Raw genomic sequence first — 25,245 nt, 5'->3', positions numbered from 1 at the left:
GCTCAGAGATAAATGACGGGTATGATAATGCAATTTTTAGCCTTCAGCATGGCGAATTGAGGAGTATATGCGCTATTGGGGAAAAGTAATCGGGCTTGTGCTGGGTTTGTTAAGCGGCACCGGCTTTTGGGGACTGGCGATTGGCCTGCTCTTCGGGCATTTGGTTGATAAAGCGCGAGCGGTTCAGGGGCAGGGCTATTTTGCTAATCAGCAGACCCGTCAGGCGCTCTTTTTCAGCACCACCTTTCAGGTTATGGGCCATCTGACCAAGTCAAAAGGCCGCGTGACCGATGCGGACATCCAGATGGCGTCATTGTTGATGGATCGTATGCAGCTGCACGGCGAGGCGAGAACGGCCGCGCAGCAGGCTTTTCGCCAGGGGAAAGAGGGCAACTACCCGCTGCGCGACAAGCTGCGGGAGCTGCGCAGCGCCTGCTTCGGCCGCTTCGATCTGATTAGGATGTTTCTGGAAATCCAGATCCAGGCCGCGTTTGCCGACGGCTCGCTCCATCCTAACGAACGTCAGGTGCTGTATGTCATCGCGGAAGAGCTGGGGATTTCGCATGCGCAATTCGATCAGTTTTTACGGATGATGCAGGGCGGTCAGCAGTTCGGCGGCGGGGGCTATCAGCACGGTGCCGGTTCGCAAGGCTATGCGCAGGCGCAGCGCGGGCCAACGCTGGAAGATGCCTGTAGCGTGCTGGGCGTAAAAAGCAGCGACGATGCGGCGACCATCAAGCGCGCCTATCGCAAGCTGATGAGCGAACACCATCCCGATAAGCTGGTGGCCAAAGGGCTACCGCCGCAGATGATGGAGATGGCGAAGCAAAAAGCGCAGGAGATCCAGGCGGCTTACGATCTGATCAAGCGTGAAAAAGGATTTAAATAATTTGTTAGCGGCCGACGAGCGCTTTCGTCGGCCTTTTTAATGCCAGGCTTATTATTAATATTCTTTTTAACACCACGCTGATTTTTTATTAACACCTTGTCTTTTAATTCCCCTTTCTTGTTAATCTCGCCTGGCTGTAATCATGCCGCAGCCCGTCTGCGCGCTATATTGCTAATATAAATAATCAGAATGATATACAGACAGGTTCTGTCTGAGCGAACGGCAAATGTTTATGCTGGGTTTATCAGCGGGCCGCTATGATAGAGAAATAAAACCCTGACAATATTAAAATGGCTTAATGAGATATGAATAAAGATAAATATTTTCTTTTTCTCTGTGTTGCTATCGCGTCTGAAATAACGGCTACCACGATGCTGGCGCTGTCTAAAGGCATGTCCGTGCTGCTACCGGCATTTACGGCGCTGGCCGCTTATGGTTTCTCCTATTATTTCTTATCGCTGTCCCTTAAAAAAATTCCGCTGGGCCTGGCCTATGCCCTGTGGGCCGGGCTGGGGATTGTCGCCACTTCGCTGATCAACCGCTTCCTGTTCCAGGTTTCCCTGAGCGGCGGCGCGATTGTCGGCCTGTTAATGATCATAGCCGGGGTGCTGGTGATTAATCTGCTGGCCAAAAGCGATCGCGGTAACGATACCGTGGAGGAAAACTAATTATGCACAGTACGCTGATGGGATTGTTATGGCTTTTTATCGCCATCCTGCTGGAGGTGCTGGCAACCAGCCTGCTGCCTAAAACCGATAATTTTAAACGCTGGGGACTGACCCTGGGTGTCATGGCTATTTACGGCACCTGTTTTTACGCATTATCAAAAGCGATTGTCGTGCTTTCCGTTGGCCTTTCTTATGCCCTGTGGGCCGGGTTGGGCGTGGTTATTATCAGTCTGGTTGGCGTGATTTTTTATCGAAATAAGATCGATAAGTATTCCGTTCTGGGGATTGGTCTTATCGGCATTGGCTGTATTACCATGGGGATATTTTAATGCAGGATATAAACACACGGCTTTTACCTCGTGCTGAGCGTCTGCGCGAGCGTTATTTACAGGCTAAGCCATTTATTTCGGCCGCGCGAGCCAGAGCGGTCACGGAAATTTACCGTCGCTATCCGGGGATGCCGGCTATTTTATTACGCGCGATGGCCTTTCGTCATGCCTGCCGCACGGCGCCGCTGGTGATTGCAGAAGATGAACTGATTGTCAGTCATCCGGCAGGCGCGGCGCGCGGTGGCGAAGTGTCGCCGGAAATCGCCTGGCGCTGGGTGGCGGACGAGCTGGATACCATGTCCACGCGCGCGCAGGATCCCTATGAAATCAGCGAAGAGGTAAAGCGCGAGCTGCGTGAAGAGATTTTCCCTTTCTGGCAGGGGCGGTCGCTGGATGAGGTGGCGGAAACCCGGCTGCGCCACGCGGGGCTGTGGGAATGGAGCACCGTTGAAGGAATTTGTGATTTAAGTATTAAAACGCAAAACGGCGGCGGCGACACCTGTCCGGGCTACGACATCATCCTGCTGAAAAAAGGCATGGGCGGCGTGCAGCGGGAAGCGCAGGCGGCGCTGGATAAGCTTTCGCCAACCTGCCCCGAGGATCAGGACAAGCGCTATTTCTATGAGGCGGTCGTGGAAACCTGTCAGGGCGTGGTGGATTACGCCAACCGCTACGCCGACTACGCCCAGGCGCTGGCTGAGCAGACGCCGGACGCGCAGCGCAAAGCGGAGCTGGAAAAGCTGGCCGCTATTTGCCGTCGCGTGCCGGAACAGCCGCCCGCCACCTTTTACGAAGCGCTACAGGCCATCTGGTTTGCGCAGTCGCTGTTTATTCTGGAAGAAAACCAGACCGGCATTTCGCTTGGCCGTGTCGATCAGTACCTGTGGCCGCTGCTGGAGGCCGATCTTGCCAGCGGCGAGCTGACGGAGGAACAGGCGGAAGAGCTGCTTTGCTGCTGGATGATCAAAATGTCCGAGTGCATGTGGATTTGCAGCGCCAGTTCCGCCATGTATTTCGCGGGCTACCAGCCCTTTGTCAATCTGGTGGTCGGCGGCCAGAAGCGCGAGGGCGGCGATGCCACCAATCCGCTTTCCATGCTGATTATGGACTGCTCGCGCAAGCTGAAAATTTATCAGCCAAGCCTGGCAGTGCGGATCCACAACCAGTCGCCGCAGCCTTTTATGCGCAAAATCGTCGAGGTGATCCGCGCCGGGATCGGTTTCCCTGCCTGTCACTTTGACGACGCGCATATCAAAATGATGCTGCGTAAAGGCTTCGATTACGACGATGCGCGCGACTACTGCCTGATGGGCTGCGTAGAGCCGCAACGTTCTGGCCGCATCTATCAGTGGACCTCGGTAGGCTATACCACCTTTACCTGCGCCATTGAGCTGGCGCTAAATAACGGCAGAAGCGCCAGCGGCAGCCAGATGGGGCCGCAGACCGGCGAGGCCGCCACGCTGAAAAGCTGGGAAGCCTTTGAGGAGGCAGTCAGGCAGCAGCTGTGCCACATTGTGAAGCAGGCCGCAGAAGCCACGCTGATGATGCAAAAGCTGCATAAAGAGCTGGCGCCCAAGCCGTTTATCTCCTGCCTGGTCGAAGGCTGTCTGGAGCAGGGCAAGGATGTGATGCACGGCGGCGCGGCAATTAACAACGGGCCAGGACTGATCTGGACGGGAATGGCGGACTACGCCAACGCCATGATGGTGATGCGCGAGCTGGTTTATCAGCAGCAGCAGGTGACGCCAGCGCAGATGGCGCAGGCGCTGCGTGATAATTTCTCCGGGCACGAAACGCTGCGCAACGCCTGCCTGAACGTCGCCAAATTTGGCAACGATATTGAAGAGGTCGATCTGATCGCGCGCGATCTGATCCGCTTTATCGAAAGCGAGCACCGCCGGTACTCGATGCTGTACGGGCCGTTCACCCACGGGACGCTTTCTATCTCTAACAATACGCCGTTCGGCCTGACCACCGGCGCGCTGCCCAGCGGACGACTGGCCGGTATGCCGCTCGCTGACGGCATCAGCCCTTCCCAGCAGACGGACTATGCAGGCCCGACGGCGATTATTAATTCCGTTGGCCGGATCAATGTCGAAGAGATGGAGATCGGCATGGTGCATAACTTTAAGCTGCTGCACGGCATTCTGGATACGGAAGAGGGCGAGCAGGGCATTATCACCCTGCTGCGCAGCGCCAGCCTGCTGGGCAACGCGCAGATGCAGTTCAGCTATGTGGACAACGAAACGCTGAAAAAAGCGCAGGAAAACCCCGGGCAGTATCGCAACCTGATGATCCGGGTGGCGGGCTACAGCGCCTTTTTCGTTGAACTCAGCCGCGAGGTTCAGGATGAAATCATCAGCCGTACCCAACTCCAGTCTTTCTGAGGCCGCCAGCGGGAGCGTATTCAATATTCAGCGCTTTTCTCTGCATGACGGCCCCGGCGTGCGCACCGTGGTGTTTCTGAAAGGGTGCCAGATGCGCTGCGCCTGGTGCGCCAACCCGGAAAGCCTGGCGCCGCAGCCGGAAGTCCTGTTCGATCGGCAACGCTGTGCAAAAGCGCCTTGCGAGCAGCACTGTCCGGGCCGATCGGCCGTTAAAATGGCGGCGGTCGGCTATGAAAGCTGGCCGGATGACCAGAAGTGCCCGGCGGCGGCGCTGCGCAAAGTGGGCAAAACGCTTAGCGTCGACGAAGTGATGCGCACGGTGGCGGCGGATGCACTTTATTACCGTACTTCAGGCGGCGGGATGACGCTCAGCGGCGGTGAGGCCGCCATGCAGCCTGATTTTTCCCGTGCCTTACTGCGCCGCGCCATGCAGGAGGGGATCCACACCGCCGTTGAAACCTCCGGCTTTGCCGCCTGGCCCGCGCTCTGGCAGGTCTGCGAAGCCAGCCAGCTGATCCTGTACGATGTTAAGCTGGCCGACGACGTCCTGCACCAGCGCTACACCGGCGTCAGCAACCGCAGCATCTGGCAGAACCTGACGCGCCTGCTGACGCAGACGATCCCGCTGCGCATCCGCATTCCGGTCATACCTGAGGTGAACGACAGCAGAAAAGAGGCGGAGAAGATGATGCGCGCCATCGCCAGCCTGACGCAGGGCAGCCGCTGCTTTCAGGGCATCGATCTGCTGCCTTATCACAATTTCGGCCTGCGCAAATACGTGCTGACGGACAGGCGGTGTCTTTATGAGGAAATGCACCCCGATCGCGGCAAGCCGCGGGTGGCGGAGCTGGAGAAAATGGCCGTGCGGTATGGGTTAAACACGACAACGCTGTCCCACTGCATCGGCTGAATAAGGCCTCTGGCGACAGAGGCCTTTGTTCAGAAGTCCGCCGGCTGACGGAAAGTCATCGGCGTCTGGTATTTAGGATGGGTGATGGTGAGCATCTCGGCGTGCAGCAGCAGGCGCGGCGCCATCGCTCTGGCCTCTTCATGCGCGTAAAAGTTATCGCCCAGAATCGGATGCCCCAGCGCCAGCATATGCACGCGAAGCTGATGAGAACGGCCGGTAATCGGCTTTAACCGCACGCGTGCGCTGTTATCCGCCGCATACTCCAGCACCTGATATTCGGTCTGCGCCGGTTTACCGGTTTCAAAGCAGACTTTCTGCTTTGGTCGCAGCGGCCAGTCGCAGATCAGCGGCAAATCGATAAGCCCTTCTTCCTGCGCGGGATGACCCCAGACGCGTGCCAGATAGGTTTTTTTCGGCTCGCGCTCGCGGAACTGGCGTTTCAGCTCCCGCTCGGACGCTTTGGTCAGTGCGACCAGGATAATACCGCTGGTTGCCATATCCAGGCGGTGTACGGATTCCGCCAGCGGAAAATCGCGCTGAAGACGCGTCATCACGCTGTCTTTATGCTCGGGCAGCCGACCGGGCACCGACAGCAGACCGCTCGGTTTGTTGACCACGATAATATGCTCGTCCTGATAAAGAACGGCTAAGGGATCTTGCGGAGGATTATAGGGTTCCATCTTTTTGCCTGTGTGGGGCGACCGCAGCCGCCCCGTGCTAATTACTGATGCGTGACAACGATCAGGCGCAGTGCGTCAAGACGCCAGCCCGCGCTATCAAGCGCCGCCAGCACCTGCTCGCGATTGCTTTCCAGCGCGTCGATCTCATCCTGACGGATGTTAGGATTAACCGCGCTCAGCGCCTGCAAACGCGACAGCTCCGCGCTCAGGTTCTCGTTTGCTTCCGTGCGGGCAATCTCGATCAGCTTGCGCGCTTCTTCGGCAGCCTGGCCTTCCGCCAGCTTCAGGATCTCGTGCACATCCTGCTGTACGGCGTTAACCAGCTTGCTGCCGGTATGGCGATTGACCGCGTTCAGCTGACGGTTGAAGCTCTCGAACTCGACCTTACCCGCCAGGTTAGTCCCCTTGCGATCAACCAGCATCCGCACCGGCGTCGGCGGCAGGAAGCGCGTCAGCTGAAGCTGTTTCGGCGCCTGCGCTTCCACCACGTAGATTAGCTCCACCAGCAGCGTGCCGACCGGCAGCGCCTTGTTTTTCAACAGCGAGAGCGCGCAGCTGCCGGTATCGCCGGACAGGATCAGATCCAGGCCGTTGCGAATGATCGGATGCTCCCAGGTGACGTACTGTGCGTCTTCGCGCGACAGTGCCTGATTGCGATCGAAAGTAATGGTGCAGCCATCTTCCGGCAGGCCAGGGAAGTCCGGCACCAGCATGTGATCGCCCGGCGTCAGCACGATCAGGTTGTCGCTGCGATCTTCCTGATTAATACCGACGATATCAAACAGGTTGAGCGCAAAGTTAACCAGCTCGATATGGTTATCCTGCTCGCTGATGGTTTCCGCCAGCGCCTGCGCTTTTTCACCGCCGTTGGAGTTCAGCTCCAGCAGGCGGTCGCGGCCCTGTTCCAGCTTGCTTTTCAGCGCGTTATGCTGCTCGCGGCAGTCGCTGATAAAGTCGTCCAGCCCCTCGCTGTTTTCCGGCGAGGCCAGATAGTTCACCAGCTGGTCGCTGACCGTATCGTAAATAGCGCGGCCGGTCGGGCAGGTATGCTCAAAGGCGTCCAGCCCCTCGTGATACCAGCGCACCAGCACCGACTGGGCGGTTTTTTCCAGATAAGGCACGTGGATCTGGATATCGTGCGCCTGACCGATACGGTCAAGACGGCCAATACGCTGCTCCAGCAGATCCGGGTTGGCAGGCAGATCGAACATCACCATCTGGCTGGCGAACTGGAAGTTACGGCCTTCGGAACCGATTTCCGAGCAGAGCAGCACCTGCGCGCCATCCTCTTCGGAGGCGAACCAGGCCGCCGCGCGGTCGCGTTCAATAATCGACAGCCCTTCATGGAACACGGCGGCGCGGATGCCTTCACGTTCGCGCAGCACCTGCTCCAGCTGGAGCGCGGTGGTGGCTTTGGCGCAGATAACCAGCACTTTGCTGTCGCGATGGCTGGTCAAAAAGCCCATCAGCCATTCGACGCGCGGATCGAAGTTCCACCAGGTGCCGCTGTCGCCTTCAAATTCCTGATAAATTTGCTCCGGATAGAGCATGTCGCGCGCGCGCTCATCGGCCGCCTTACGCGCGCCCATGATGCCGGACACCTTGATCGCCGTCTGATACTGCGTCGGCAGCGGCAGGCGGATCTGATGCAGTTCGCGTTTCGGAAAGCCTTTGACGCCGTTACGGGTGTTGCGGAACAGCACGCGGCTGGTGCCGTGGCGATCCATCAACATGCTGATCAGCTCCTGACGCGCTTCCAGCTTGCCTTCGCGATCGCTGTTGGCGACCTGGAGCAGCGGCTCGATATCCTGCTCGCCCATCAGATCGTTCAGCATATTCAGGGCGTCGTTATCGATCGCCTTATCGGCCAGCAGGCCGGAAACCGCATCGGCAATCGGCTGAAAATGTTGCTGTTCTTCAACAAAAGTGGCGAAGTCGTGGAAGCGATCCGGGTCCAGCAGGCGCAGACGGGCAAAGTGGCTCTCCATGCCCAGCTGCTCCGGCGTCGCGGTCAGCAGCAGCACACCGGGGATCTGCTCGGCCAGCTGCTCAATTACCTGATATTCGCGGCTTGGCTGACCCTCTTCCCAGGCCAGGTGATGCGCCTCGTCCACGATCAGCAGATCCCACTCGGCTTCCGCCAGCATCTCCAGACGCTGCTTGTTGCGGCGCACAAAGTCGAGCGAGCAGATTACCAGCTGTTCGGTATCGAAAGCGTTGTCGCTGTCCAGGCGCGCCTGCGCGTAGCGATCGTCGTCAAACAGGGCAAAGCGCAGGTTAAAGCGGCGGAGCATTTCCACCAGCCACTGGTGCTGTAGCGTTTCCGGCACGACGATCAGCACGCGCTCGGCGCGACCGGCCAGCAGCTGCTGATGAATAATCATGCCCGCTTCGATGGTTTTGCCAAGGCCCACTTCATCAGCCAGCAGCACGCGCGGCGCGTGGCGACGGCCTACGTCGTGCGCGATATGCAGCTGGTGCGGGATCAGGCTGGTGCGCATGCCGCGCAGGCCGCTGACCGGCAGGCGATACTGTTCGCTCTGGTATTTACGCGCGCGAAAACGCAGCGCGAAGCGATCCATACGATCCAGCTGGCCGGCAAACAGGCGGTCCTGCGGCTTGCTGAACACCAGCTTGCTGTCGAGCATCACTTCACGCAGCATCACGCCGGACTCTTCGGTATCAAGCCGGGTGCCGATATAGCTGACCAGACCGTTTTCGGTCACGACTTCCGCCACCTCCAGCTGCCAGCCTTCGTGACTGGTAACGGTGTCGCCCGGGTTGAAGATCACACGAGTAATAGGCGAATCATTTTTAGCGTAAAGACGGTTCTCGCCGGTGGCGGGGAAAAGCAGTGTGACCATGCGCGCATCTACCGCAACAATAGTTCCTAATCCCAGTTCGCTTTCCGTATCGCTGATCCAGCGTTGACCAAGTGTAAAAGGCATAGATATTCGGCTCGATTCTCGTAGAGGTTATTTCAGGCAATAGCACGGCTGCCCGGCAATAAAGCCCGGCAGATTCATTTCGTTTTGCAGGAAGGGCGCTATGGTACTGGAAGGTGGCGCGTTCGTCACCTGTCAAAAAAGCCCCAACTGACCTGTTACCAGTGTAGCAAAGTCATCCTGCACGAAAGGCAAAATGCCTTCCGCAACGGGCTGCAGCTGGCGGGAAAGGTAGTGATCGTAGTCCAGCGGCGTCAGGCGTGCCTCCAGCGGCTCCGGCCCTGAGGTGGCGATAACGTAGCGGATCCGGCCGCCTTTTTGATACTGCAACGGGCGGCCCAGCTGGCGGTTCTGCTCATCGGCAAGGCGCGCGGCGCGCACGTGCGGCGGTACGTTGCGCTGATAATCTTCCAGCGGGCGGCGCAGCTTTTTGCTGTAGGTCAGCTGCTCGTCCAGTTCGCCATCCAGCAGCTGCCGCACGGTTTCGCGGATGTAATCCTGATAGGGCTGCCGTTTGAAAATCCGCAGATAAAGCGCCTGCTGAAAATTTTTCGCCAGCGGCGTCCAGTCGGTGCGCACCGTCTCCAGCCCTTTAAACACCATGCGCTCCTGGTCGCCTTCGCGGATCAAACCGGCGTAGCGTTTTTTGCTGCCCTGTTCCGCGCCGCGAATGGTCGGCATCAGAAAACGACTGAAGTGGGTTTCGTACTCCAGCTCCAGCGCGCTGGTCAGCCCCAGCGTTTCCTGCAGATGCTGCTGCCACCAGGCGTTGATTTTTTCCACCAGCCGACGGCCAATCGCGGCGGCCGACGCCTCGTCGTGCGGCGTTTTCAGCCAGACGAAGGTGGAGTCGGTATCGCCATAAATCACGTCATAGCCTTCCGCCTCTATCAGCTCCCGCGTCTGGCGCATGATTTCATGGCCGCGCAGCGTGATGGAGGAGGCCAGCCGCGGATCGAAAAAGCGACAGGCGCTGGTGCCCAGCACGCCGTACAGCGCGTTCATAATGATTTTCAGCGCCTGCGACAGCGGCTTGTTGCCGTGCTTTTTGGCCGTTTCGCGGCCCTGCCAGATCTGACCGACGATCTCCGGCAGGCAGTGCAGGGTGCGGGAGAAACGCGCGCCGCGAAAGCCGCTGACCGACTCGCTGTCGTCGGGATGCGCCATGCCTTCGGCCAGCCCGACCGGGTCAATCAGAAAGGTACGGATAATCGAGGGATAAAGGCTTTTGTAATCCAGCACCAGCACCGAGTCATAAAGGCCTGGCCGCGAGTCCATCACGTAGCCGCCCGGACTCGCCTCCGGCGCGACTTCGCCCATATTCGGCGCAACGTAGCCGGCGCGATGCATACGCGGCAGATAAAGATGGCTGAACGAGGCGACCGAGCCGCCATGCCGATCCGCAGGCAGGCCGTTGACGGTGGCGCGCTCCAGCAGAAAAGGCATGATCTCGGTACGCTGGAAAATGCGCGTGACCAGCTCGCAGTCTTTCAGGTTGTAATGCGCCAGCGCCGGTTTGTCTTCCGCAAAGCGCTGGTCGATCTCCTGCATCCTGTCCCACGGATTATTAATGGCTTTGCCTTCGCCCAGCAGCTCGCGCGAGACCGATTCCAGGCTAAAGGAGGGGAAATCCCAGAAGGCGGATTTCAGCGCCTCGATGCCGTCGATAATCAGCCGCCCGGTCGCCTGCGCAAAGTAGATCCCCGGCTTGAAGCCGTGCTCGCGCCACTCCAGCGCTTCGCTGTTGCGGCCCAGCCGCAGCGGGATGCCATAGCGGTCGGCATGTTTTTGCAGCACCCTGAGATCGAACTGCACCACGTTCCAGCCGATCAGCACGTCCGGATCGTGTTCGGCAAACCAGGCGTTGAGTTTTTCCAGCAGCGCGGGACGGCTGGCGACATATTCCAGCCTGAAGTCCAGGCGGCTGGCATCGCCGTTTTCCGGCCCTAACATATAAACCACGCGCTGGCCGCAGCCTTCCAGCCCGATACAGTAAAGCTCGCCGTGGCGCGTGGTTTCAATGTCCAGCGACACCCACTTCAGCGGCGGGCGATAGTCCGGGTTGGGTTTAAGCCGCGCCTGCGTCAGGCTGCCGCCGACCTGCTGGCCGCTGAACCACACTGGCGCAGTGATAAAGCGCTCCATCAGGAAACGATCGGGCGGGCGGATATCGGCTTCATAAACCATCACGCCGTTTTCGCGCAGCAGCTTCTCCAGCTTTTGCAGCTGTCGATACTGTTTGCAGTAAAGCCCGGCGACCGGACGCTGGCGGAAGTCCTTCAGCGTCAGCGGCGTCAGCCGGATATCTTTTTCGGCGCGCAGCAGCGTTTCCGCCTGCGCCAGCTGCTGCTGCGGAATAAAGGCGACCGACTCCTGCGGCGGCAGCACGACCCGCTGCGGGCCGTCGTCCGTGGCCAGCCACAGCACGATCTCCGTACCGCTGGGCGTATCCCGCCAGTGTCGGGTCAGCAGAAAGCCTGCGCGCGCGTCGTTCACCTGAACCTCCTGAGCGGCTGGAAATGGAATACGGGGCTGTTCACCGCCATGCGGGCCTATAATAGCATGTTTATTTATACAGTTCTTACTTCGCCAGCGCCGCTCACCGGTAAGCGCTTTTCTTCTTTACCTGAACAGAAGAAATATCCGCATTCCCATACAAAACAGCGCTTGACGGATCCCGGACGGGCCAGGACAATCCGGCTTTCCAATAAACAGAATGTGAAATCTATGGAAGCCTGGCTGGAACACCTTATAACTCAATCAGTTGCCTGGTCTTTACTGGCAGTAGGCCTGGTCGCCTTTTTCGAGTCGCTGGCGCTGGTTGGGCTGCTGCTGCCGGGCACCGTGCTGATGGCCTCGCTGGGCGCACTGGTCGGCAGCGGACAAATCAGTCTCTATCCGGCCTGGGGCGTGGGGATTATCGGCTGCCTGCTGGGCGACTGGATCTCCTACTTTATCGGCTGGCAGTTCAAAGGGCCGCTGCACCGCTGGTCATTTATTAAAAAGCATCAGCCGCTGATGGATAAAACCGAACACGCGCTGCATCAGCACAGCATGTTTACCATTATTATCGGCCGCTTTATCGGCCCGACGCGGCCGCTGATCCCGCTGGTGGCGGGGATGCTGGAGCTGCCGGTAAAGAAGTTTATCCCGCCTAATTTAATCGGCTGCGTGCTGTGGCCGCCTCTGTACCTGCTGCCAGGCATCCTGGCTGGCGTGGCGATTGACGTGCCGAAGGACGCCAGCAGCAGCCTGTTTAAATGGCTGCTGCTGGCGGTAGCGCTGCTGGTGTGGCTGGGCGGCTGGCTGGGCTGGCGCTGGCTGCGCGCCAAAAAACAACATGACTGGGCGACGGCCTATTTGCCGGAGAGCCGCCTGCGCTGGCTCGCGCCGCTGATGATGGCGGCGGGCGTCGCCAGCTTCGTGGCGATCCAGTTCCATCCGATGATGCCCATCTTCCGCCATCTGCTGTGGCAGGTGTTTATCGGCTAGTTCGCCAACCATGCCACGAGATCCGCCGTGAAACGTGACGGATTCGCTGATATTAACGCGATCCATCTTCATGCGGTTGCCCGGTGCGGTTTCGGCCGGGTAGCAAAATGAGATGCCAGGCAGTAGCTTCACAAAAGGAAGGCATAAAGAGCAGCGCGACATGTGGCGCGTTGAAGAACGAGTGGTTATGGGCCGCTGCCCGCTGACGACCTTCTTTTTACCGTTTCGCTGAATGACAGCACGCGTCCTTCAGACGCAGCGGATAGAACCTGATTATTCATGGCACTTCTCCTTATGAAGTGCTCCCTGCGCCAGCGGGGATAGACCGGTTAGCGCCCTGAATGCCAATCACAGCCCCGGGTGTTCCCCGCGCCAGCGGGGATAAATCGAAACTGTATATTCAGCCGCTTTTAGATTTGATGTGTTCCCCGCGTGAACGGGGATAAACCGGACGATGGGCGGCGATATAGCCCGTGGGTTGTGGGTTTATCAGTCAGGCAGTAAGATTTACCTACTACGCATCTTTGTTAAAAAAACGCCCCCCACAGAGATTGCGTTATTTCTTGTCGTTAGTGAGTTATCCGTCTGCTACAAATGAGCTACGCAGCCCCAAGCGATTGAGGCTGAAAAATGGACAAATTTTTCTTTGCTTTTGTTGTCCTGCTTGCAGTACTGAAATCTTTCGGAGGAGATACGCCAGCGATTAACATCCACGCGGACAACTTCCTTAATATTTCAGTCACTAGCAGCAAGTAACCCATACAGAGGTCGGAATTATCCGGCCTTCTGTAAAATTCTATAGCGGCATATTATCGCCGGTCTGCCTTTTCGGCGATCAGATAAGTCAGTCCATAAACCACAAGGCCAGCGATCAAAACCAATAAGGGGTTAATGACGCGCATCGCCCCTTCGCTGAGTGTTGCGGCCAGAAAAATACCTATAACGACGGCCATAAGCACCAGACCGCCAGAAATCTCGGCTATCAACTTGCGAACCAGCCTAATAATTTTCGATAGCATTAATAAATTCCTGTGAGGCTGTCGGATTTTTGCGCAGCGTTTCGCCCATCTTGATGTAGTTTTGCAACGGCTCTTCAAAGAAAAAATAGAGCATATCGTAATCTTTAAACCCGCAATTTTTGCCACAGCTGGGGGTTTTGCATGTGTAAACGCCTGGACGACTCACAGGCCCGCGAGATCACCCCCTGAGCCACCATGCCGCCGGTCATGGTTCCCGTCAGTCCCCGCAAGGCAATCCGGGAAATAAAAGACAGCATCACGCCGCTGACCACTTTTGATCCCAGATAAGAAGAGAGCGCAAGCTGGGTCGTTGTTCGGCTGGTCATCGAGGTGGCACCGCCGATCAGTTTGTCGTACACCTTCTTTAACGCCGGTTCTGGCAAATTTTTTAGCGAGTCGTCAATGATGATTTTTGCGATCTGGGTTATTTCGTTTCTGTCCCTGAAAGCATTCCTGATAGCCCGCCCCACGCGAATATCGTCCTGCATGTTGCGGTACTGTATGCGGCGGCCACCGTCGGAAAGGTTCAGATCCTGGAAGGTGCGTTCAAGCCCCAGATAAAAATCCATTGGTACCGATATAACGCCCGACATTATCGACTTGGCCAGCATTGTTGCGTTCATTCCCTTTCTCCTTTTGGGGGCTGTGATCCAGATTTGTTTAAATATGATACATATTAAAAATACTGAACCACAAGGACAAGGTTTGCTCGTCGGTTTGAGGCCGCGCCCTTACTGGCTTAACAGGTGATCCTGATTTTTTATCTATATCTATATAGTCAGAAAAATTGGGAGCATTTTCAGGCTTCAATGTCTGCGGCTGTTTCAGGGCAAAGAACGTTTGGCCATCCTGCGCACGCTGTGCCAGCACATCGGCAACGAATGAGTAAGATTCCGGAATAACTGACCATACCCAGTTCATGCGTGTTCCCCGCGCCAGCGGGGATAAACCGTCCTGTCCGGTAATCAGACGGCGCACCGACTCGTGTTCCCCGCGTGAGCGGGGATAAACCGTCCACGTAATTGCGTGGTAACTCCAGCCGGGCGTGTTCCCCTCGCCAGCGGGGATAAACCGGCCTTAATTTCTGTCTGTGCCGTCTGGCTCTGGTGTTCCCCGCTCATGTGAACACACTTTTCCCATTTGCTACTAACAGGCATGGCGAGGTTTGTCCCCAAAAATACGGAAGAAGGTTGCTTACGGCTGCGATAATACAACTTATATGCGCGAAAGGGCTGACACCACGCGGAGCAGACGACATTCCAAACTCTTCTTCCGGTAGAATACAATCCCAGGCCCGGCTAATGCCGCCGTGCTGAAGTATTAAACGGATCATATATGAGGCAATACAGAACGCGCGACTTTCTGCCGTTCAAGCCTGCGCCATGTCGCTTTTGCTTAGTGGTTTACTAAATTTTTCCGCACGGACAAAGGCGATGGCGTGCCCATAAGTACGCAGATCAATCCAAGGCCGTCGGTGCCGAAACCGATAGCGTTACGGAGTGCTCACGGGCGCGTAAATTAACCGACTCATTTGCCGGAGAACGCAACGCGTCAAAAGAGTCGCTTTCAGAACATTTTACCATGTTAAAAGCGCTGTCAAAAAAAACTAAGATATCCTAGACGACCGGTCTAATCAGGTGTAAGGTTAGTTCATGAACACAGCGACGCATAAACACAAAGACGATGTCCGCGAGCATATCCTCGCCACCGGACAGCGCATCATGGCGGGCAGAGGCTATTCGGCCGTCGGGCTGAACGAAATCCTGACCGAAGCGGGCGTGCCGAAAGGCTCCTTCTATCACTATTTCGGCTCCAAGGATGCCTTTGCTGTCGCCATGCTGGAAAGCTATTTTGCCGACTACCTGGCCGGGCTTGATCACACGATGAGCCAGCCCGGTGCCAATATGGCGCAGCGGCTGATGAACTACTGGCAGCAGTGGCAGGATACACAGTCATTCCAGGACTGTCAGGGCAAATGCCTGGCGGTAAAGCTGGGGGCGGAAGTGGCCGACCTGTCGGAAAATATGCGACTTGTGCTGGAAAAAGGCACTTCGCAAATTGTGGCGCGGCTGGCTGAAGCCATTGAGGCTGGCGCAGAGGAAGGATCACTGCGGATTATCGACGAGCCAGGCCGGGTCGCGGAAAGTCTTTACCAGCTCTGGCTGGGCGCGAGCGTGATGGTGAAAATCGTTCGCCACCAAGGGCCGTTTGCCTCAGCCATGCTGTTAACCCGGCACACGCTGGGCCTGGCAGGCTGAAGCGCCGTTTGCTTCAGCGGTCCGGCAAATGCGTGGCCTGGCAGGCCAAAGCGCCGCTAAGCCAGGCGGATAGTTTTATTACAGGTTTACGATCGACAGGGCCAGCAGGCTGGCCTGTTTTTTTACCCCGAGATTAGACGACTGGTCTACTATATATTAATGCCACCATGCGGAGAGACACGATGAAAGTTTTAATGGTTCTGACCTCACACGATCGACTGGGCGACACCGGCCGTAAAACCGGTTTCTGGCTGGAAGAGCTGGCCGCGCCTTATTATGCCTTTAAAGATGCGGGCGCCGAAGTAACTCTGGCTTCGCCGGCTGGCGGCAATCCGCCGCTGGATCCGAAAAGCAACGAGCCGGATTTTCAGACTAAGATGACGCATCGCTTTGAGGCTGACGCCGACGCTGTTGCGCAGCTTGCCGCTACCGTGCGTCTGGACACGATTTCCCAGGCCGATTACGACACGGTATTTTATCCGGGCGGCCACGGCCCGCTGTGGGATCTGGCTGAGGACAAGCATTCCATCGCCCTGATTGAATCTTTCCTCGCCGCAGAAAAACCGGTAGCGCTGGTTTGTCACGCGCCTGGCGTGCTGCGCCATGTGAAAACGCCGGCGGGCCGTCCGCTGGTGGAAGGGAAAAAGGTCACGGGCTTCGCCAACAGCGAAGAAGAAGGCGTCGGCCTGACCAACGTGGTGCCTTTCCTGGTAGAGGATGAGCTGGTGGCGCAGGGCGGCATCTACTCTAAGGGCGCCGACTGGGGCTCTTACGTGGTTCAGGATGGATTGTTAATTACCGGCCAGAACCCTGGCTCCTCAGCGGCAACAGCCGCGCTGCTTCTCAAACAGTTCGCATAATCATCGCTTTCCTGCGGCGCAATGCCGCAGGATCCCATCGGGCCGCGGCTATTGCAGTAGCGGCATCAGCGCGGCTACCAATTTTTCAGGCGAAACTGGCGGCCCTTCCGGCTGCCAGGCGTTCTGCAATTCCGCTATCTCTATACCGATTAAAGACGAACAGGCGAGCACTTCGCAGCAGGCCGTCAGTTCCGCCAGCGTTAATCCTCCCTCTGACTGATAATCTGTCGGCACCGTGCCCGGGGCCAGCACGTCGCAATCCAGATGCACATAAACCGCACGGCCAGCAACGGCCTTACGCAGGCGATCCGGCAAATCTTCACCGGGCGGAAGGCAGGAAATATTGTGCTGCTCGATCAGGTTCACTTCAAAAGGATCGAGATCGCGCTGGCCGACCAGCACGACCTGTTCCATCCTGATACCGCTGCCCAGGCCGGTGTCCCAAAGGCCCAGCGGCCCGGCCAGAGCCAGTCCGCCCAGAAATCCACTGGTGGAAGAAGCCGGCGTATTGAGATCGGCGTGCGCGTCGAACCACACCAGACAAGCGTCGGGATAATGTTGCGCCAGCGCGGGCAGCGTCGCCAGCGACACGGCACAGCGGCTGGTGGCCGCTACGGAAACGGCTCCGGAGGCAAACACGGCGGCAAAATGTTGTTGTACCGCGTGCAAATCGGGCATGGCCGCGTCCAGCTCTTCGCGCCAGCCTGCGCTCAGCGCCGGTTTGGGCGTACCGATAACAGTCGGCCGCTGGCCGAGGCAGGATGCCAGCGCGTTACCAAGGGATTTGGCCGCTGGGATCGCAAGATCGTTATGGTCTCCGGCACGCCCCTGAAAAATAGTACAGACAGTGTGGTTTTCGACCATCAGGCTGCTCCGGTTAATTGCCAGGGAGGATTAAACATAAAACAGCGGGGAATGACGCACAAGATGGCATGATGTTTTACACAAAACCCGGCCGTTTGCCATAAACGCAAGCGGCCAGGTAAATACTTTGCAGACTGAAGATACGAGGCGGTTTTCAGACGAAGAAACGGCGGGCCTAAACAGCCAGCCCGTTGACCCTTAACATAAACAGGTCGCCTTCCCGGATTTCCCTTTTTCTTTCCAGCAGCAAATCGAGATCGTCTCTGACGGTAAGATAAAGTCCGCTTAACGACCTGTATTTCCCGCTGCACAGTTTTTCAATATTGATCAGGCTTTGCGTTTCATCAACGGTATTCCCGGCATCTTTTTCATCATATACCCACTGCAAGGCTTTTCCACGAGCGCTGTTGCTGTCGGTGATGGTATCAATCAGATTCGTTACCATGCCGGTGGAATGAACCAGGCCGGGGTGATAGGCGTAAAGAGAGATATTTTCACGCTTCATTTCAACCGCAAGATTTTCGGTTAATTTAATCACGGCCGCTTTGGTTACGGAATAAGAGGTACAATAAGGCCAGCGGTAAACCCCGGCATTACTGACGATATTAATAATAATCCCACGCTTTTTCACACGCATTGGCTTTAGCGCCTCATGCGTGCAATAAGAAAGGCCAAGCAGGTTAATATTGATGGCCTCAAACCAGTCGTCCAGTTCGATATCGGCAAATTTATCTACCGGCCCCCAGACGCCGGCGTTGTTGATCACAACATCAATATGACCAAACTTGTCGGCTATGCTGGCAAAGCAGGCGGCAACCGCGACCCGATCGGTAACGTCGCACTGGAGGCAGTGAACGGCACCGCCAAACTCCTCTTCAAGTTCGGCCAGTCTTTGCGCATCTCTGCCGGTAATAATAACCCGATGATCTTTCGCCAGCGCTCTGGCATAGGACAGGCCAAGCCCTTTAGACCCACCGGTGATTAATATCGTCTTTTTTTGCGCATCAATCATTGCCTGTTTTCCTTTAATAAAATAGATTTCTGGTCATGCTTGCTATATCGCATTAGTAACATATCTTTATGTAACTTACATGACATTCATCATTCATTTTATTTATGGCAGGATAATAGTTTGTTTCTGAGTTGAATTAACAGATGAATAAGGTGATTATTCCTGTACGTTAATATATGGCAATAAAAAGGAAATTATTTAATAAGTAAATAAAGCCGTCTGGCCCTGTTGATATCAATATATCTGTGCCGTTGCAGGAAAGATGACTTAGTTAGCAGTGCCAGTTTAATGTGGACTGTAGTTATGCCAGTGAATGCTTATGACGTGGCTCGGCTTAAGGCAGAGAGGCCCGGTATGTAAACCAGGCGCCGCCGCCGTTACCGCAGGCTAATGCCTAATATGGCCGCCTCTTTGACCTCACCGTTAAGCAAGGCGGAAGTGCTGCCGTCCCAGAAAATCCGGCCATCGACCACCAGGGCGCTGCGCGGCGTGATGCGCGCCGCATCCTCAATACTGTGCGACACCATCAGCAGCGTCATCTTTCTTTCCCGACAAACTTCATCCGTCAACGCCAGCATCTCTTTACGCAGCGCCGGATCCAGCGCCGAGAACGGTTCGTCCAGCAGCAGGATCGGCTGCTGGCGCACCAGGCAACGGGCCAGCGCGGCGCGCTGACGCTGCCCGCCGGAAAGCTCGCCCGGCAGACGGGTCAGATAGTCTTCCAGACCGACCCTCTCCGCAATCGTCTGTAAGCTTCGCTGCTGTTCCGCCGTCAGCCGCAGCCCCGGATGCAGCCCCAACCCGATATTTTGCGCCACGGTAAGATGGGGAAACAGGTTATTTTCCTGAAACAGCATGGAAACCGGCCGCCTGGCCGGCGGCGTAGCGCGATGATCTTCGCCGTTCAGCCGCAGTTCGCCACTATCGGCGGTAAGAAAACCCGCAACCAGGCTCAGCAGGGTGCTTTTACCTGCGCCGCTGGGGCCAAGTATCGCCAGGCGCTCCCCGGCCTGCATCGACAGGGAAAAGCGCATCGGCAGATGCTGGTAGATCCAGGTAAGGTTAGTCAACGTCAGCATGGCGTCCCGGCAGTTTTTCAATCAGGGTAAACAAAAGAAAGCAGAGCAGCAGCAGCAACAGCGCGGTCACCGCGCCATCCTCGCTGCGATAGGCGCCCATCTGCTGGTAAAGCCAGAACGGCAGGGTGCGGAAATCTTCGTTGCCGAACAGCGCCACCACGCCGAAATCGCCGACCGACAGCACGCTGGCAAACGCCAGCGCCTGCGCCAGCGGCCGTTTTAACGCGCGCAGCTCGATCAGCCGCAGACGGTTCAGCCCGCGAATATCCAGCGCCAGACAAAGGCGGCTGTAGCGCTCGGCGATATCGCGCAGAGGATTTTCCAGCACTTTCATCGCGTAGGGCACGGCCATCAGCGCATTGGTAAAGATAACAATGCCGTCCGCAGACTGCGGCAGACCGAGGGTATCGTTCAGCAACAGGAAAAAACCGGTCGCCAGCACGATCCCCGGCATCGCCAGGATCAGCATTCCGCTCAGCTCCATCAGCTGGCCCGCGAAAGGCTGCAGGCGCAGGCGCAGCTCGCGGCTGCTCCACAGCAGCATCGTGGTCAGCAGCACGCAGAGCACGCCGGCGCCCAGGGCGATGCGTAGCGAGGTAAAGGTCGCCTGCCAGAGCGCGGGCTGTTGCAGGACGCTAAACAGGTTGCTGTTCAGGCCGCTGGCAATCACGGCCAACAGCGGCGGCGCGATCAGCAGCAGCAGCAGCAGCAGCAGTACGCCGTCCAGCAGCTTCGCGCCCGGCGCTTCCTGCTTATCCCGCCAGCCTTGCAGATGAGTGGTGCCTGACGGCAGCGCTTTACTCAGCCGCTGGCTCAGCAACACCAGGCTCAGGCAGCAGATCATTTGCAGCAGCGCCAGTAAGGCGGCGCGGCCGGGATCGTAATCAAAATTCAGCGCCTGAAAAATCGCCAGCTCGATAGTGGTGGCCTTAGGGCCGCCGCCCAGCGCCAGCACGGTGGCGAAGCTGGCGAAGCAGAGCATAAAGATCAGCGAGCCGACCGGCAGCAGCTGGCGCCGCAGCCAGGGCCACTCAACCAGGCGAAACTGATGCCAGCCCGTGACGCCCAGCTGCGCGGCCAGCTGGCGCTGTTCGGTGGGGATTTGCTCCAGCGTTTGCAGCAGCAGCCTGGCGGCCAGCGGCAGGTTAAAAAAGACGTGCGCCAACAAAATGCCCTGCAAACCATAAGGCGTAAAGTGATAGTCCATGCCCAGCCAGGCGCACAGCGACGCCAGCCATCCCGTACGCCCGTAAACGCTGAGGATACCGAATACCGCCACCAGCACCGGCAGCACCAGCGTCATCGCGCAAAGGCGCAGCACGAGTTGCCTGCCCGGAAAGCGGCGGCGATACAACGCCCGCGCCAGCGGCACGGCGGGCGTCAGCGCCAGCAAAGCGGAGAGAAACGCCTGCCAGAAGGAAAAGCGGAGGACGTGCCACAGATAGCTGTCTTCCCAAAGCGCGCGGGCGCTGACCGGCGCGTTGCGCCCCAGCGCGATAAAGGCGAGCAGCGCCACGGCGACCAGCAGCGTGGCGGCCAGGCAGCCAGGAACGAGGCTGCCTGAAGGCTGATAGCTGGCTAGCGGCTGACGGCGCGTTGCCATTCGCTGATCCATTGGCTGCGATGGCTGGCAACGTTCTGCGACGAATATTGCAGCGTGGTTTTCGGCAGGGTCAGCGTGTCAAAGCCTGCCGGCAGCTTGCCCGCCACGGCGGGATACATCCAGTTGCCCTGCGGAATGGTCTGCTGGAAAGGCTGAGCCAGTATAAACTGCATAAACTTCTGCGCCAGCTGCGGCTGTTTACTGGTTTTAAGCTGCCCGGCGACTTCCACCTGGAGGTAATGACCTTCACTAAAGTCGGCAGCGGTATACTGCGTTTTTTTCTCGGCAATCAAATGATAAGCGGGTGAGGTGGTGTAGCTCAGCACCATGTCGGCTTCGCCCTTCAGAAACAGGCCGTAAGCCTCGCTCCAGCCTTTGGTCACGGTCACGGTTTTCTGCGCCAGCTTCTGCCAGGCGGCGGGCGCGTTATCGCCATAGACTTTCTGCATCCACAGCAGCAGGCCCAGTCCCGGCGTGCTGGTGCGCGGATCTTCGTAGATAATTTTCAGCGGCTGACTGCCCTCGACCAGCTCTTTCAGGCTTTTGGGCGGGTTTTGCAGTTTAGTTTTGTCATAGACAAAGGCGAACCAGCCGTAGTCGTAGGGAACGAAAGTGCTGTTTGACCAGCCGCCCGGCACGGTGACGCTGCGCGTATCGACGCCGCTGGCGGCAAACAGGCCGGTTTTTTCCGCCGCGTCCAGCAGGTTGTTATCCAGCCCCAGCACCACGTCGGCGCGGCTGTTTTTCCCTTCCATACGCAGGCGGTTCAGCAGCGCGACGCCGTCGGGCAGGGCGACATAGCGCAGCTCGCAGCCGCAGTCGGCCTCAAAAGCCTTTTTAATGGCCGGACCGGGTCCCCATTCGGAAGAGAAAGAGTCATAGGTATAGACCGTCAGCGCGGGTTTGGCGGCAACGGCGGAAAGCGAGCAGAGCAGCAGCAGAGGCAGGATTTTTTTTAGCACCTGGAGTTCCTTGAGGGTCAGGCGACGCGCGATCTGAGCAGGTGAAGCACTCTCAAATCCCTACGCCGGTATTAGCCGGGTCAGGTTCGACGGGTTTATCTCAGCGTCGGCCAATGCCGCGCACCCCGTTGAGAACGGCTTATTCTAATGATTTCTACAGGGTAGCGAAAGCATCATGATTCGGGCGGTGCAAACCATGCGGACTTGAAGTCAAACCAGCCCAGCGTATTCATGCGCACCCCGCGCATACTGCGTTCGCCTTCCAGCAGCAGCCAGTGATGGAAAAGCGGATGAAAGTAGCAGTCGGCGATCAGCTGCCTGCTCCAGTCGGCCAGCGGCAGCTGCTGTTCGCGCCAGCGCTGCGCATCCTGCTGCCAGTCAATCGGCACGCAGTGTTGCAGCAGCGGGATCTCATACAGCAGGGCAAACAGCGAAAACTCCAGCGGCAGGGTAAAGTTAGCGCTGCCCAGCCAGATGTCGCTTTCCGCTTCGCCCTGATGCCAGCTGGCGTAATCGACCTGCTTCGTGACCAGCGTCACCCCTTGCGCAGCCAGCAGCGGATGGAGCAAATTAGCAATAGCCTGATGCTCAAGATGATCGCCATACCAGGTCAGCGTAAGCGAGGTCAGGCCCGTCGGCTTTTCCGGCGCGTCCAGATCGCGTCGATGATGCCAGCGCGGCAGCAGCCCGTAGGCCGGAAACCAGTATCGCTGATAGCCCGCTCCGGCGCGGTTCAGCAGCGCTATCGGGTTGGCGATGGCGCTGACCCAGCGACGGATCTGCTCGTCCCGTCCCAGCGGCGAACGCTGGTCGAACAGCAGAAAATAGCAGCCTTCTTCAAGGCGGCTCTCTTCCGATTTTTCATCCAGGCTGCCGCCTTCCAGCCTGACGCCGGAATAGACCAGCTCCTCGCTGATTTCCGGTAATACCCAGATGTTGACCTCATCAAGCAGCGCGCGGTAGCCGAAATAGGCGTCGAAGGCTTCGATCTTAAGCTGGCTCTGCTGATTACGCACCACGGCATAGGGCCCGGTGCCGACGGGCTGACGGCTGAAATCGGGCAGAAAAGGCCACTCTTTCGGCACGATCAGCGCGCCGACGCCCGCCAGCAGCCACGGCAGCCAGCGGTCGGGCTGGTGCAGATGAATATCCAGCGTCCAGGGCGTGGAAGAGTGAATACGGACGATATTGGCGAAAAGCGGCTGCGTCCGCGCGCGTTCCAGCGTGGCGATCACATCCGCCATCTCCAGCTCGCGTCCGTGATGGAAATGCACCGCAGGGCGTAAATAGAAGCGCCAGTGCAGCGAAGAAACCGACTGCCAGTGGTGGGCGATATCCGGCTCGATTTCCCCGTTTTCCTCATTTATGCGCGTCAGGCCGCTGAAGATCTGCCGGGCCAGATGCGTTTCCGAACGACGCAACGCGGTGGCGGGATTCAGGTTCAGCAGCGAGCGATAATAGAGCACCCGCAGGATATGTTTTCCCTGGCGAAAGCTGCGGCCGAGATGAGAGAGCAGCATCTGCCGCACGGTATTTTTATCGCCGACCAGCTGCACCAGCTGATCGATGCGATCCTGCTCCAGCAGGTCTTCCGCGCGCTGCTGCTGAAGCGCCAGGCCCGTATAGTGAAACGTCAGCTTCGAGCGCTTGCCGCGCCCGGCTTCTGCCTGCCAGGTTAGCCAGCCCGCCTGCTGCATGGCGCCAAGCAGGTTACGCATATGGCGACGCGAACAGCTAAGCTGGAGCGCCAGCTGGTCGAGCGTGGTTTCCTGCGGCTGGCCCTCGCAGCTCTGCCAGAGCCGGATAAACTGCTGCTGTAAACGCGTTGATTGCATAAAAGGGGAACTCTTGCTGAAAAGTCGCCTGTTTTTCTTGCCCTATATTAAGGCAATACTGGTTAGCGATGAAAGTGCGGGAGGCATTCTTTTGAATGGCGCGCTTTCAAGACTTTATATCTGAGTAAGGTGTGCTTTCACCAGCCAGCAGGCGTCTTGCCCGCTGGCTTTTTTCATTTCCCGTTTTCTTCTATGCTTGCTGTTTGCGCCCGCGTGCGGGCCTCTTTATTTGCAAGGGATGTGGTATGAAATCGTTGCTTACGCGTCAACGTCGTATTAACCCGGTTTACCTCGCTTTTATGGCTGTCTCTTTTATGGTGGGTATCGCGGGGGCGCTACAGGCGCCAACGCTGAGCCTGTTTCTGACGCGCGAAGTGGGCGAGCGGCCATTCTGGGTGGGGCTGTTTTATACCGTGAACGCAATTGCCGGTATTGCGGTCAGCCTGCTGCTGGCGAAACGATCGGACAACCGTGGCGATCGACGTATGCTGATCCTCTTTTGCTGTCTGATGGCGACAGGCAACGCGCTGCTGTTCGCTTTTAACCGCGATTATCTGACGCTGATCACTTTTGGCGTGCTGCTGTCGGCGTTGGCCAGCGTCGCCATGCCGCAAATTTTTGCGCTGGCGCGCGAGTATGCGGACAGCTCTGCGCGTGAAGTCGTGATGTTCAGTTCGGTAATGCGCGCCCAGCTTTCGCTGGCGTGGGTGATTGGCCCGCCGCTCTCTTTCGCGCTGGCGTTGAACTACGGCTTTACCACCATGTTTTCCGTTGCCGCCGCGCTGTTTGTGCTCTGCATCGCGCTGATCTGGTTTGCGCTGCCTTCTGTACCACGGGTGGAACAGTCGCCGGAGGTGGTTATCACGCAAATCAGCGCGTGGAAAAACAGAGACGTGCGGCTGCTGTTTATCGCCTCGCTGCTGATGTGGACCTGCAACACCATGTATATCATTGATATGCCGCTTTATATCAGCAGCGTGCTGGGCCTGCCGGACAGGCTGGCGGGCCTGCTGATGGGCGTGGCGGCGGGCCTGGAGATCCCGGCGATGCTGCTGGCCGGGCACTATGTTAAGCGCTTCGGCAAGCGCAATATGATGCTGTTTGCCGTGGCGGCGGGCGTGCTGTTTTATCTGGGGCTGGTGCTGTTTCACTCGCGTGCGGCGCTGCTGGCGCTACAGATTTTCAACGCTATTTTTATCGGCATCATCGCCGGGATTGGCATGCTCTATTTTCAGGATCTGATGCCCGGCAGACCGGGTGCGGCCACCACGCTTTTTACCAACAGCATTTCGACCGGCGTGATCCTGGCGGGCGTGTTGCAGGGCGCGCTGGCAGAAACGTTCGGCCACTATTCGGTTTACTGGGGCGCGCTGATCCTCGCCGTCGCGGCTTTGGCGATGTCGGCTAAGGTGAAGGATGTTTGAGTGGAGGGAAGCGGCCCGCTCGGGCCGCT

General features: G+C 57.7%; 20 protein-coding genes, 2 pseudogenes and 1 riboswitch. Of the genes and pseudogenes, 10 read left to right on the top strand and 12 right to left on the bottom strand.

What is annotated here, in order from left to right:
- The first annotated feature begins 67 nt into the window (after nucleotides 1-67).
- The 5 genes and pseudogenes from djlA (at nucleotide 68) to ACMGEE_RS15200 (ending at nucleotide 5,183) form a co-directional block, all read left to right on the top strand.
- On the top strand, nucleotides 68-889 hold the full coding sequence (gene djlA, locus ACMGEE_RS15220) for a co-chaperone DjlA (protein ID WP_253455313.1): 822 nt from the start codon (nucleotides 68-70) through the stop codon (nucleotides 887-889).
- A 305-nt stretch (nucleotides 890-1,194) separates the two neighbouring features.
- Nucleotides 1,195-1,557, top strand: a complete 363-nt coding sequence (locus ACMGEE_RS15215) for a DMT family transporter (protein WP_253455312.1) — start codon at nucleotides 1,195-1,197, stop codon at nucleotides 1,555-1,557.
- 2 nt (nucleotides 1,558-1,559) lie between these two features.
- The gene (locus ACMGEE_RS15210; RefSeq protein ID WP_253455311.1) at nucleotides 1,560-1,886 is read left to right on the top strand and encodes a DMT family transporter; all 327 of its coding nucleotides are present in this window, start codon (nucleotides 1,560-1,562) and stop codon (nucleotides 1,884-1,886) included.
- A 20-nt stretch (nucleotides 1,887-1,906) separates the two neighbouring features.
- Nucleotides 1,907-4,273, top strand: a pseudogene (cutC, locus tag ACMGEE_RS15205) (choline trimethylamine-lyase); the annotation flags it as partial.
- Nucleotides 4,236-5,183 carry a glycyl-radical enzyme activating protein gene (locus ACMGEE_RS15200; RefSeq protein WP_436830294.1) on the top strand — a complete coding sequence of 316 codons (948 nt, stop codon included), beginning with the start codon at nucleotides 4,236-4,238 and terminating at the stop codon, nucleotides 5,181-5,183. The pseudogene cutC and the gene ACMGEE_RS15200, both read left to right, overlap by 38 nt.
- A gap of 29 nt (nucleotides 5,184-5,212) precedes the next feature.
- Here the strand turns inward: ACMGEE_RS15200 and rluA are convergent, their stop codons facing one another.
- From rluA to polB, 3 genes are all read right to left on the bottom strand, one after another.
- Nucleotides 5,213-5,863: a bifunctional tRNA pseudouridine(32) synthase/23S rRNA pseudouridine(746) synthase RluA gene (rluA, locus tag ACMGEE_RS15195; RefSeq protein ID WP_253455309.1), complete on the bottom strand. Its 651-nt coding sequence runs from the start codon at nucleotides 5,861-5,863 to the stop codon at nucleotides 5,213-5,215.
- 41 nt (nucleotides 5,864-5,904) lie between these two features.
- Nucleotides 5,905-8,811 (bottom strand): RNA polymerase-associated protein RapA, encoded by a 2,907-nt coding sequence (gene rapA / locus ACMGEE_RS15190; RefSeq protein ID WP_253455308.1) that lies wholly within the window; start codon nucleotides 8,809-8,811, stop codon nucleotides 5,905-5,907.
- A 132-nt stretch (nucleotides 8,812-8,943) separates the two neighbouring features.
- Nucleotides 8,944-11,304, bottom strand: a complete 2,361-nt coding sequence (gene polB, locus ACMGEE_RS15185; protein ID WP_370735009.1) for a DNA polymerase II — start codon at nucleotides 11,302-11,304, stop codon at nucleotides 8,944-8,946.
- Between the two features lie 231 nt (nucleotides 11,305-11,535).
- Here polB and ACMGEE_RS15180 point away from each other — a divergent pair, with 231 nt between their 5' ends.
- Complete coding sequence (locus ACMGEE_RS15180) at nucleotides 11,536-12,300, top strand: DedA family protein (RefSeq protein ID WP_253455306.1); 765 nt, start codon at nucleotides 11,536-11,538, stop codon at nucleotides 12,298-12,300.
- Between the two features lie 448 nt (nucleotides 12,301-12,748).
- Nucleotides 12,749-12,898: pseudogene (locus ACMGEE_RS15175) on the top strand (type II toxin-antitoxin system RelE/ParE family toxin); the annotation flags it as partial.
- 211 nt (nucleotides 12,899-13,109) lie between these two features.
- Here ACMGEE_RS15175 and ACMGEE_RS15170 read toward each other — a convergent pair.
- From ACMGEE_RS15170 to ACMGEE_RS15160, 3 genes are all read right to left on the bottom strand, one after another.
- The gene (locus ACMGEE_RS15170; RefSeq protein ID WP_253455305.1) at nucleotides 13,110-13,319 is read right to left on the bottom strand and encodes a hypothetical protein; all 210 of its coding nucleotides are present in this window, start codon (nucleotides 13,317-13,319) and stop codon (nucleotides 13,110-13,112) included.
- Between the two features lie 104 nt (nucleotides 13,320-13,423).
- Nucleotides 13,424-13,942: an Ssp6 family T6SS pore-forming effector gene (locus tag ACMGEE_RS15165; RefSeq protein ID WP_369895546.1), complete on the bottom strand. Its 519-nt coding sequence runs from the start codon at nucleotides 13,940-13,942 to the stop codon at nucleotides 13,424-13,426.
- 37 nt (nucleotides 13,943-13,979) lie between these two features.
- Nucleotides 13,980-14,240: a hypothetical protein gene (locus tag ACMGEE_RS15160; RefSeq protein ID WP_253455303.1), complete on the bottom strand. Its 261-nt coding sequence runs from the start codon at nucleotides 14,238-14,240 to the stop codon at nucleotides 13,980-13,982.
- A gap of 731 nt (nucleotides 14,241-14,971) precedes the next feature.
- On the opposite strand from ACMGEE_RS15160, the gene ACMGEE_RS15155 reads away from it, so the two are divergent.
- Nucleotides 14,972-15,577: a TetR/AcrR family transcriptional regulator gene (locus ACMGEE_RS15155; protein ID WP_436830293.1), complete on the top strand. Its 606-nt coding sequence runs from the start codon at nucleotides 14,972-14,974 to the stop codon at nucleotides 15,575-15,577.
- A gap of 182 nt (nucleotides 15,578-15,759) precedes the next feature.
- Nucleotides 15,760-16,437 (top strand): type 1 glutamine amidotransferase domain-containing protein, encoded by a 678-nt coding sequence (locus tag ACMGEE_RS15150; protein WP_436830292.1) that lies wholly within the window; start codon nucleotides 15,760-15,762, stop codon nucleotides 16,435-16,437.
- A 48-nt stretch (nucleotides 16,438-16,485) separates the two neighbouring features.
- On the opposite strand, the gene ACMGEE_RS15145 is transcribed toward ACMGEE_RS15150, so the two are convergent.
- The 6 genes from ACMGEE_RS15145 to sgrR form a co-directional block, all read right to left on the bottom strand.
- Nucleotides 16,486-17,301: an arginase family protein gene (locus ACMGEE_RS15145; protein WP_301251468.1), complete on the bottom strand. Its 816-nt coding sequence runs from the start codon at nucleotides 17,299-17,301 to the stop codon at nucleotides 16,486-16,488.
- A gap of 175 nt (nucleotides 17,302-17,476) precedes the next feature.
- Complete coding sequence (locus ACMGEE_RS15140) at nucleotides 17,477-18,313, bottom strand: SDR family oxidoreductase (protein WP_253455299.1); 837 nt, start codon at nucleotides 18,311-18,313, stop codon at nucleotides 17,477-17,479.
- A gap of 377 nt (nucleotides 18,314-18,690) precedes the next feature.
- On the bottom strand, nucleotides 18,691-19,392 hold the full coding sequence (thiQ, locus tag ACMGEE_RS15135) for a thiamine ABC transporter ATP-binding protein ThiQ (protein WP_301251466.1): 702 nt from the start codon (nucleotides 19,390-19,392) through the stop codon (nucleotides 18,691-18,693).
- The gene (gene thiP / locus ACMGEE_RS15130) at nucleotides 19,376-20,995 is read right to left on the bottom strand and encodes a thiamine/thiamine pyrophosphate ABC transporter permease ThiP (protein ID WP_436830291.1); all 1,620 of its coding nucleotides are present in this window, start codon (nucleotides 20,993-20,995) and stop codon (nucleotides 19,376-19,378) included. Before thiP ends, thiQ begins: the two co-directional genes overlap by 17 nt.
- Nucleotides 20,971-21,957: a thiamine ABC transporter substrate binding subunit gene (thiB, locus tag ACMGEE_RS15125; RefSeq protein WP_370735007.1), complete on the bottom strand. Its 987-nt coding sequence runs from the start codon at nucleotides 21,955-21,957 to the stop codon at nucleotides 20,971-20,973. Before thiB ends, thiP begins: the two co-directional genes overlap by 25 nt.
- A gap of 39 nt (nucleotides 21,958-21,996) precedes the next feature.
- A riboswitch (TPP riboswitch) is annotated at nucleotides 21,997-22,095 on the bottom strand.
- Between the two features lie 35 nt (nucleotides 22,096-22,130).
- A complete protein-coding gene (sgrR, locus tag ACMGEE_RS15120) occupies nucleotides 22,131-23,792 on the bottom strand; it encodes an HTH-type transcriptional regulator SgrR (RefSeq protein WP_369895541.1) in 1,662 nt (553 codons plus the stop codon).
- A gap of 245 nt (nucleotides 23,793-24,037) precedes the next feature.
- Here sgrR and ACMGEE_RS15115 point away from each other — a divergent pair, with 245 nt between their 5' ends.
- The gene (locus tag ACMGEE_RS15115; protein ID WP_253455294.1) at nucleotides 24,038-25,216 is read left to right on the top strand and encodes a sugar efflux transporter; all 1,179 of its coding nucleotides are present in this window, start codon (nucleotides 24,038-24,040) and stop codon (nucleotides 25,214-25,216) included.
- Nucleotides 25,217-25,245: the final 29 nt, after the last annotated feature.

The organism is Erwinia artemisiae, from assembly GCF_051400835.1.
In the GTDB taxonomy this organism is placed as follows: Bacteria; Pseudomonadota; Gammaproteobacteria; order Enterobacterales; family Enterobacteriaceae; genus Erwinia; species Erwinia aeris.
This window is presented reverse-complemented; position numbering and strand designations above follow the sequence as displayed.

What these genes read in the sequence shown, in the direction of transcription:
- djlA (WP_253455313.1), top strand. Translation starts at nt 68, where the DNA reads ATGCGCTATTGGGGAAAAGTAATCGGGCTTGTGCTGGGTTTGTTAAGC.
- ACMGEE_RS15215 (WP_253455312.1), top strand. Translation starts at nt 1,195, where the DNA reads ATGAATAAAGATAAATATTTTCTTTTTCTCTGTGTTGCTATCGCGTCT.
- ACMGEE_RS15210 (WP_253455311.1), top strand. Translation starts at nt 1,560, where the DNA reads ATGCACAGTACGCTGATGGGATTGTTATGGCTTTTTATCGCCATCCTG.
- ACMGEE_RS15200 (WP_436830294.1), top strand. Translation starts at nt 4,236, where the DNA reads ATGAAATCATCAGCCGTACCCAACTCCAGTCTTTCTGAGGCCGCCAGC.
- rluA (WP_253455309.1), bottom strand. Translation starts at nt 5,863, where the DNA reads ATGGAACCCTATAATCCTCCGCAAGATCCCTTAGCCGTTCTTTATCAG.
- rapA (WP_253455308.1), bottom strand. Translation starts at nt 8,811, where the DNA reads ATGCCTTTTACACTTGGTCAACGCTGGATCAGCGATACGGAAAGCGAA.
- ACMGEE_RS15180 (WP_253455306.1), top strand. Translation starts at nt 11,536, where the DNA reads ATGGAAGCCTGGCTGGAACACCTTATAACTCAATCAGTTGCCTGGTCT.
- ACMGEE_RS15170 (WP_253455305.1), bottom strand. Translation starts at nt 13,319, where the DNA reads ATGCTATCGAAAATTATTAGGCTGGTTCGCAAGTTGATAGCCGAGATT.
- ACMGEE_RS15165 (WP_369895546.1), bottom strand. Translation starts at nt 13,942, where the DNA reads ATGAACGCAACAATGCTGGCCAAGTCGATAATGTCGGGCGTTATATCG.
- ACMGEE_RS15160 (WP_253455303.1), bottom strand. Translation starts at nt 14,240, where the DNA reads ATGAACTGGGTATGGTCAGTTATTCCGGAATCTTACTCATTCGTTGCC.
- ACMGEE_RS15155 (WP_436830293.1), top strand. Translation starts at nt 14,972, where the DNA reads ATGAACACAGCGACGCATAAACACAAAGACGATGTCCGCGAGCATATC.
- ACMGEE_RS15150 (WP_436830292.1), top strand. Translation starts at nt 15,760, where the DNA reads ATGAAAGTTTTAATGGTTCTGACCTCACACGATCGACTGGGCGACACC.
- ACMGEE_RS15145 (WP_301251468.1), bottom strand. Translation starts at nt 17,301, where the DNA reads ATGGTCGAAAACCACACTGTCTGTACTATTTTTCAGGGGCGTGCCGGA.
- ACMGEE_RS15140 (WP_253455299.1), bottom strand. Translation starts at nt 18,313, where the DNA reads ATGATTGATGCGCAAAAAAAGACGATATTAATCACCGGTGGGTCTAAA.
- thiQ (WP_301251466.1), bottom strand. Translation starts at nt 19,392, where the DNA reads ATGCTGACGTTGACTAACCTTACCTGGATCTACCAGCATCTGCCGATG.
- thiP (WP_436830291.1), bottom strand. Translation starts at nt 20,995, where the DNA reads ATGGCAACGCGCCGTCAGCCGCTAGCCAGCTATCAGCCTTCAGGCAGC.
- sgrR (WP_369895541.1), bottom strand. Translation starts at nt 23,792, where the DNA reads ATGCAATCAACGCGTTTACAGCAGCAGTTTATCCGGCTCTGGCAGAGC.
- ACMGEE_RS15115 (WP_253455294.1), top strand. Translation starts at nt 24,038, where the DNA reads ATGAAATCGTTGCTTACGCGTCAACGTCGTATTAACCCGGTTTACCTC.